Source organism: Frankia sp. CeD, from assembly GCF_000732115.1.
Taxonomy (GTDB): Bacteria; Actinomycetota; Actinomycetes; order Frankiales; family Frankiaceae; genus Frankia; species Frankia casuarinae.
Genome location: NZ_JPGU01000006.1, coordinates 85,744 through 92,776 on the forward strand (window position 1 = coordinate 85,744; position 7,033 = coordinate 92,776).

Genomic DNA, 7,033 nt, shown 5'->3' on the forward strand with positions numbered 1-7,033 from the left:
TTCCGCTACCAGCTCTGACGAGCTGGGCGGTCTGATTGCGTTGCGGGGTATATCCCATTGGTTCGGCATGACCTACGATGTGCCCGTGCACACTGGGGACGGGGCTGCCGGCGCGGGCCGCGTGTATTCTCGGCATTCCGCCGCCGAGGTCGCGGTGAGTGGGCGGGTGGGTTCCCACGGGGGCGACCCGCGTTTTGCCGCGCCGGGGTGTGAAGTGAGCCACGGGAGCACCCTGGGCTCCATCTGTGGCCCGGTCACCGGTGGAAGTGGGGCCGACGGGATTCGGCACGAGGCTTTCCTGTATCAGGGCGACGCCGGNTTCCTCAGCGCAACGCGCGATTTCGTGCTCGCCGGACTCGCGGTCGACGAGGCCGTCCTGGTAGCCGTGACACAGCCGCGGATACGCCAGTTACGCGCAGCCCTCGGTCGGGCCGCGCAGCGCGTCTCTTTTCTCGATATGGCCGAGCTTGGTCGTAACCCGGCCCGGGTTATTCCGGCCTGGCAGGATTTTCTGGATCTCGGTGTCGAGCGCGGTCGGCTGGTACGGGGGATCGGCGAGCCGACATGGCTGGCCCGGTCCGGCCCGGAGCGGCGGGAATCCATGCTGCACGAGGCGTTGCTCAACGAGGCGTTCGCCGCGCCGCCGGCGTGGCGGCTGCGGTGCCTCTATGACGTGGGCCGGATCGGCCCGGCGCTCGTTGACGAGATCTGGCGCACCCATCCCGCGGTGGTGGAGGGCGGGCTGGGCCGGATCAGTTCCCGGTATCGACCGCCCGGGTCCGCCGTCGCGAGTCCGGGCCCCGACCCGCTGGCCGAGGCCCTGCCGGACCTCGGCGTTCCCCGCGTCGAGTTCGCCTTCGGCCCGCGCGACTTGGGGCACGTCCGCGCCGAGGTGATCCGGGTCGCCCTGGCCTGGGGCCTGGGCGCCGAGCGGACCGGCGAGTTCGAGCTGGCCGTGCACGAGGTCGCCACGAACAGCGTGCACCACGGCGGGGGCCACGGAGCGGTCCGCCTCTGGACGGACGACGCCTGCCTGATCTGCGAGGTCCGCGACGGCGGCCGGCTGTACGACCGGTTGGCCGGACGCCGCCGCCCGGACCTGTCCCTGGGCGGCGGCCGCGGGCTGTGGCTCGTCAACCAGCTGTGCGATCTCGTCCAGCTCCGGTCGACCCGGGTTGGCACGACCGTGCGGATGTACATGTACGTCTAACGGGGCTTCGCCCCAGCCCGGCCGGGTCCGGCTCGCCGGCCGGGTTCGGTGGGCCGGGCAGGTTTGATGGGCCGGGCAGGTTTGATGGCGGCGGGGCCGACGCGGGAAGTATGGCCGACCCTGCACCGCTCGGCGGCCGGATCCTAGCCCCCGGACTGTCCGGCAACCTTGTCCAGGACCGCGGTGTGCAGCTTGCGGACGCCGATGGGGGCGAACGCGCGCTCGAAGAAGCCGCCGACACCGCCCGCACCGTCCCAGGTCGTCGTCGCCGTGACCAGGCTCTGGTCCGGCCCGGAGCCGTGGACGATGTGCCAGCGGGTGCACAGCGAGGAGTTCTGGTCCGCCTCGACGAGAGTGCTCGCATCGGGGACGGAGACGGTCGCGTCGATCTGACGCACCCGCTTGCGGGTTGCCTGGAGCCGATAGGCGATGCGGGTCCCGGCACCGTGGCCCCCCGCCAACACCCGGTACTCGGAGACGTTCTCTGGCCAGGCTCGGGCGCGGGCGCCCTGGTAGTCCGCGAGCTTCGCGACAACCTGCTCGGGGGTGCCCGGCACGACCCGCCTGACGACGACCTCGATCTGTCCCACCAGCTCCTCCTTCCTCGCTCCGGCCGGCTCTCGGCCGAAGTCCGCGTTCCTCCCGGCAGCCGTGCTCGTCCGGGAGAGAACCCGTGGCGCCACGGGCGGGCCGCCAGGCTCGCGTGCCCCTGACCGTCTCATCTGACCCGTAGTCCGTCGCCCTCGCCCGTCGCGCTTCCCGGCTTGACGGGCGCCGAGCGGCGCAGTTGATTACTTGGAGTTACAGTCGGCGAGCAGGTGGACGCCCACCAGAGCGGCCAGATCGCGCGCCGCCGGGCCGAGTGTGGCGAGCGCCGCCGAGAGCGTCGGGGACCGCTACCCCGGGTCGATCCCGCAATGCCGCCGGAGCCGGAGGATGAACAGCAGAATCACGAGCAGAGCCGCCAGCCCGGCGGCGGACCCCGCCGCCNGCGGGTTGTCGGCGGCCTTCTGCCGGCCGGCCGTGAGGGCGCTGCCCGCGGTGTCGCGCACCTGGCCGGCCTTCGCCGCCACCTGCGGGTGCGCCTCGAGCTGCTTGTGCACGGTCTGCGTGGCCGTACCCGCGGCGCTGCCGGCCGTCGCGCGGGCCTTCTGTGCGGTCACGGCGAGCTGCGGGTGGGCGTCAAGCTGCCGGCGTACGGTGGCCTTCGCCTGATCCGCCGTGTCCCGGGCCTTTTCGGCCGCGATCTCCGTCGTCGCCGCGACCTTCGGGCGGACCGCCTCGGTCGCCGTGGTCACCCGGCGTTTGATGTCCTGTGCGGTGCGACCGGCGACCTTCTGCGGGCTGACCCGGTCGGAGAGCTGGTCGAGGTCGCTGCCGAGCCGCGCCCGGGTCGCCTCGATGTCGGACCGGATCTTATCCGGACTCGTGCTTGTCACTGCGAACCTGACCTTTCTGATGCTTCTGCCGGTGGTTCCGCGGAAACACGGGGTGGTGGGCGGCACGGGAGTGGCGACACGGGGTGGTGGGNGGGTGGACGAACCCGAGGGTGGTGGGGGACGAACTACCCGCGGCGGCCCTGCGCCCACTGGACGTCCTCGCGCAGCGTCTCCACGGTCTGCGCCGGAGTGGGGTGGACCGTGCGCACGGTGGAACGACCCCTCATGGCCAGCACGGCCGCGACGACGCCGAGGACGACAGTGATGATGAGGGCGGCCCAGCCCAGCGCCATCACCTCCCCCAAGCCGAACATGACGGCCAACAAGGCGAAAAGCAGGGTGAAGTAACCGGCGCCGCCCGCTANGGCGAACATGCGGGCGCCCTTGCCGGCCTTCTCCACCTCCTCGCGCATCTCGGCCTTGGCGAGGGCGAGCTCCTGGCGGAACAGTGTGGAGATGTCCGAGACGACGTCGGACACCAGCTCCCCGGTTGATTCGTGGTTGCCGGTTGATTCGCGGTCACCGGTCGATCCGTGGTTGCCGGTCGATCCGTGGTTGCCGGTCGATCCGCGGTCCCCGCTCGTGCTCCCGGCAGCCGGCGGGCCCGGCGCGGCCCGGAGAGCCTGGGTGGCATCCGATGAGGTCCGCACCCGTGCACCAGCCACGTACGGGGCGCTATCGTCCGGGTAGGGAATACCGATCGTTCCCGACTGCCGCCGGTGCGCACTCCTCATGGGTTCTCCTTGCGGCTTCTCCTGGCGGGGCGTCCGCGTAGCCGTACCCGCGGAACAACGTACGATCTGCGGATTCCCTAGGATCGGCGGCTTAACCCCGGCAGTCGCGCCACCTGGGACGAATTACCGTCTCGTCCGCTTTCCGCCGGGCTCCCGCGCCCGCGGCCGGCGCACCCGGTCGTCAGTCCACCCGTTCCTGCGGGGAGGAGTGCTCCCAGTCGGCGAGGATCGTCCGGATCCCGGTGACCAGTAGCAACGGCTGATCGAGCATGACGTGATGGCCGGCGAGCGGGATCTCGATCACCGGTGCCACCCGCCCGAGCAGGTTGTACATCTGGACACCGATGTCGGGGGTGAGCAGGCCCTTCTCGGCCCGAAAGAGCGCGACCCGGCAGTGCACCTTGCGTAGTACCTCGGGCGACGGGGTCCGGTTGCCGAACACCTTCGGGTCGAACTTCCACGTCCAGCCGCCCTGGACCGACCCGATCNAACCCCGGGCGACGTGATCGATGATGAACGGCAGCACGTAGGGCTGCTCCGGCACCGCCCGGAACCGGGCCAGCGCGTCGGTCGCTGTCGGATACACCCGCAGCGGGCCGAACGCCGTCCGGTCCCGGGCCGCCCGTTCCTCCGGGGTGAACTCCTGCACGGGGGAGTCGACGACGACGATGCCGGCGACCCGGTCCGGGTACTGGGCTGCGGTGGTGATCGTCACCCAGCCGCCCATGCTGTGCCCGATGATGATCGGGGGCGAGGCGACCTTGGCGTGGTCGATGACACCGATCACCTCGGCCGCCCAGGTACTGAGCGAGTAGTCCTCGCGCCGGTCGCTGTCACCGTGGCCGGACAGATCCAGTGCGATGACGCGGTACTCCCGCGGAATCATCGGCGCGATGTGGTCCCACCAGCCCGCGTGGGCGGCACCACCGTGGACCAGCACGATCGCCGGCCGGCCGCCCCTGCCCCAGCAGCGGTAACTGATAGTCGCGCCCGCCACCTCGGTCTCGTGCCGCTCCGGTCGGTGGTCAAGGGCGGCCTCGAACCAGGCCGGTGCTTCGTCATCCATCCCAGGTCTCTGCCGTTCGGTTCGTCGGGCGGGTGGTTCCATCGTCGCCGGCCGCGGCGACGTGTCCCNCCCCTGATACAACACCGCCAGGCCTGCGTTCAGGCCGTTCGCGGCCGTGTTGNCGGATTGGCGATGAGACGGCCACCGCGGGGCGGCGATCATGTAATGCTGGACCGGCCTGCGTAGATGCGTCGGCGGTCGACCCGCCTCGGCCGATACGCAGGACGCCCGACGCCGCCGGGTGCGAACAGCGCGTGTGCACTCGGTCCGGCGAGGTGACCGGTCCGGTACCGGAGCCCGGCGGCCCCGTGCGGCGTCACNCCCGTTCCCGGGAATACGCGTCGTGTGCCACGGGCATCCCNCCGCCGCGGATATTCCCGTGACCGCCGCCACTCCCTTCGCCGCACGGGGTGCAGCGAAGCATTCTGATGTTTCCCATGTGCAACAGAACCGGTAATCTAGCCCGAAATTTCGACCTTTCGGGGACTGCCGTCCGGCCCGGGCGAGCCGCCCGCCCCGTTGCCGACCCCGCCGGCCCTGGTGCCCGAGTCGTCCGTCTCCGGAGGTGCGGGGGACGTCGCCAGAACCCTGGCGATCAAAATCGGGCTGGCGTGGAGGCGGCCGTCCCACTGGCCGCCCTACGGCACACGCCGGTGCAAGATCGGTTTCCGGGAGACGGCATCGTGACCATTCTCGCCCCACGAGGCACACTGCGGCGCTCTTTGNCAAGAGTCGAGGGTGCGGAAACCGTTAGGGACCTTGGTCCCGTCGCGCCCGACAGATGGGGGTCGTACACTTTCACCAAGTCCCGACGAGGCCGTATACCTGCGTTCCCCCCGTACGTTGGGTGAGATGGTCTCGTCGGGACTACTTGTGTCCGGTTGCATCCAGACCGTTCCCGAGCGAACGGCCCTGGTTCGACCGTTGAGGATCTTTTCCTGGTCGCCCACTCCGACCGGGTGATTTCTCGACAGCCGGTCAGCCCCGGCCGGCCGCGTCATCCATCCGGTTCATCCGTCTTCAACTGATCGTCGTCCGCGTGCCCACGGGCGTGGTTCGCGTGGCGATCAGTGTCTGCCGCAGTGTCTGCTCGTTCCCGCCCTGCGTCCTCGGTCGAGGTCGCGGTTCATCGACAGGAACGGACAGCGGGGTGGCGTCCGCTGCCTCCGTGGCTACCTGGGAGAGTATTACTCGGAGTGATTGAGCGTTGCGCTGGGTATCGGAGGCGCGACGATGCAGGTCTCCCGGCCTTGGCCGTGCCCGGGAAGCGGCTGGTCGGGACCGGTGTCGTAACGGCGGTGCCGTAACGGCGGTGCCGTAACGACGAGGTCCGGACGGCTGCGGTGCTGGAGGAGCAGGTCTGGGTCGCCGTGGGCGGCCCCGTGGTCGTCGCGGTGAGTGGCGTCGCCGTCGATCACCACGTGTTGCGGGTTGGCGGTTTTTAGTGACGGATGCCTTTCCCCTCTTGCGGGAATATCGCCTTGCTGACAGGTCTGGCTACGTTCGGACAGATATGAGATGTTTCGTGGGGAGTGGCCATGGGCTGCGGACATGCCGGCGATCGGGATCGATAGCCTGTTTTGGGCATGTACCGACAAAGCCGATGGTTNCCTCCGTAGGGGTCGGAGGGAGCGCGGTAGGTCGCTGGCGGGAGGCCGGCGGAATTCGGAGTCGGTGATGCCGCGAAGGCCGCGGCTCGTCCCGACCGGGTCCTTCGTCGCGGCGCAGCCGCTATGGGGGCTGGCCGGCTCGCTCGCACGGGAATGACTCGGAAGGTAGGGGTGAACAGGTGCNTGTCCCTGCGGCGCGTATCGTCTTCTCACCGGAGGATCGCGCGGAGATCGCATCGGCCGCGACCGAGATCCTGGCCACCGGTGCGCTGACCTTGGGCGTCCATACCGCTGAATTCGAGGCGGCATTCGCCGCGGCTCACGAGGCCCCGTTCGCGGTCGCCGTGAGCAGTGGAACAGCCGCATTGGAGATCATCCTTCGCAGTCACGGTGTCGAAGGCGCGGATGTCGTCGTGCCGACGAACACGTTTGCGGCGACCGCTTTCGCGGTGCTGCGGGCCGGTGCCATGCCGGTTTTCGCGGATGTGAGTTCGGACACCTTTGCCCTGACCGCCCGCAGTGTCGAGGCCGCGGTGACGCCGCGGACCCGCGCCGTTGTCCTGGTCCATATCGGTGGGCTGATCCCGCCGGACGTGGCCGAGTTGCGGGCCTTCTGTGACGATCGAGGCATCGCGCTGGTCGAGGACGCGGCACATGCCCACGGCAGCCGCCACGGCGACGGCCACGCTGGGTCGTTCGGGATCGCGGGAGCGTTCTCGTTCTATCCAACCAAGGTCATCACGAGCGGTGAGGGCGGAATGATCCTCACGTCCGATCCCGCCATTCACGAAGCCGCTCGGATCTATCGTGACCAGGGCAAAGCCGGTTTTCTCGGGAACGTCCATATCAAGCAGGGGTACGCCTGGCGGCTCAGCGAGATTCATGCGGTCACCGGCCGGGTGCATCTGCGGCATCTCGCTGACTTCCTGGCGNCCCGCGCCGCCGTAGCCGCGCGGTACGACGCCGCGCTGGAC

At 69.8% G+C, this 7,033-nt stretch carries 6 protein-coding genes (1 of these 6 cut by a window edge); 2 read left to right on the forward strand and 4 right to left on the reverse strand.

Translation table 11 applies throughout. The features are described from left to right. Positions 1–67 precede the first annotated feature (67 nt). A complete protein-coding gene (locus tag CED_RS06230) occupies positions 68–1,210 on the forward strand; it encodes a sensor histidine kinase (protein ID WP_235186930.1) in 1,143 nt (380 codons plus the stop codon). A gap of 143 nt (positions 1,211–1,353) precedes the next feature. Here the strand turns inward: CED_RS06230 and CED_RS06235 are convergent, their stop codons facing one another. From CED_RS06235 to CED_RS06250, 4 genes are all read right to left on the reverse strand, one after another. Continuing rightward, positions 1,354–1,800 carry an SRPBCC family protein gene (locus CED_RS06235; protein WP_011434688.1) on the reverse strand — a complete coding sequence of 149 codons (447 nt, stop codon included), beginning with the start codon at positions 1,798–1,800 and terminating at the stop codon, positions 1,354–1,356. 306 nt (positions 1,801–2,106) lie between these two features. Then, positions 2,107–2,649 carry a DUF3618 domain-containing protein gene (locus CED_RS06240; RefSeq protein ID WP_035909115.1) on the reverse strand — a complete coding sequence of 181 codons (543 nt, stop codon included), beginning with the start codon at positions 2,647–2,649 and terminating at the stop codon, positions 2,107–2,109. 125 nt (positions 2,650–2,774) lie between these two features. Next, positions 2,775–3,383 carry a phage holin family protein gene (locus CED_RS06245; protein ID WP_035909118.1) on the reverse strand — a complete coding sequence of 203 codons (609 nt, stop codon included), beginning with the start codon at positions 3,381–3,383 and terminating at the stop codon, positions 2,775–2,777. A 181-nt stretch (positions 3,384–3,564) separates the two neighbouring features. Next, positions 3,565–4,449, reverse strand: coding sequence for an alpha/beta fold hydrolase (locus tag CED_RS06250; RefSeq protein ID WP_035909120.1), 885 nt, complete (start codon positions 4,447–4,449; stop codon positions 3,565–3,567). Positions 4,450–6,238: 1,789 nt separating this feature from the next. Between CED_RS06250 and CED_RS06260 the strand changes: the two genes are divergently transcribed. Beyond that, positions 6,239–7,033, forward strand: the 5' portion of a protein-coding gene (locus CED_RS06260) for a DegT/DnrJ/EryC1/StrS aminotransferase family protein (RefSeq protein WP_035909124.1). 336 nt of this gene lie beyond the right edge of the window; 795 of the gene's 1,131 nt are visible here — the first part of the coding sequence; the start codon lies at positions 6,239–6,241; its stop codon lies off the right edge, out of view.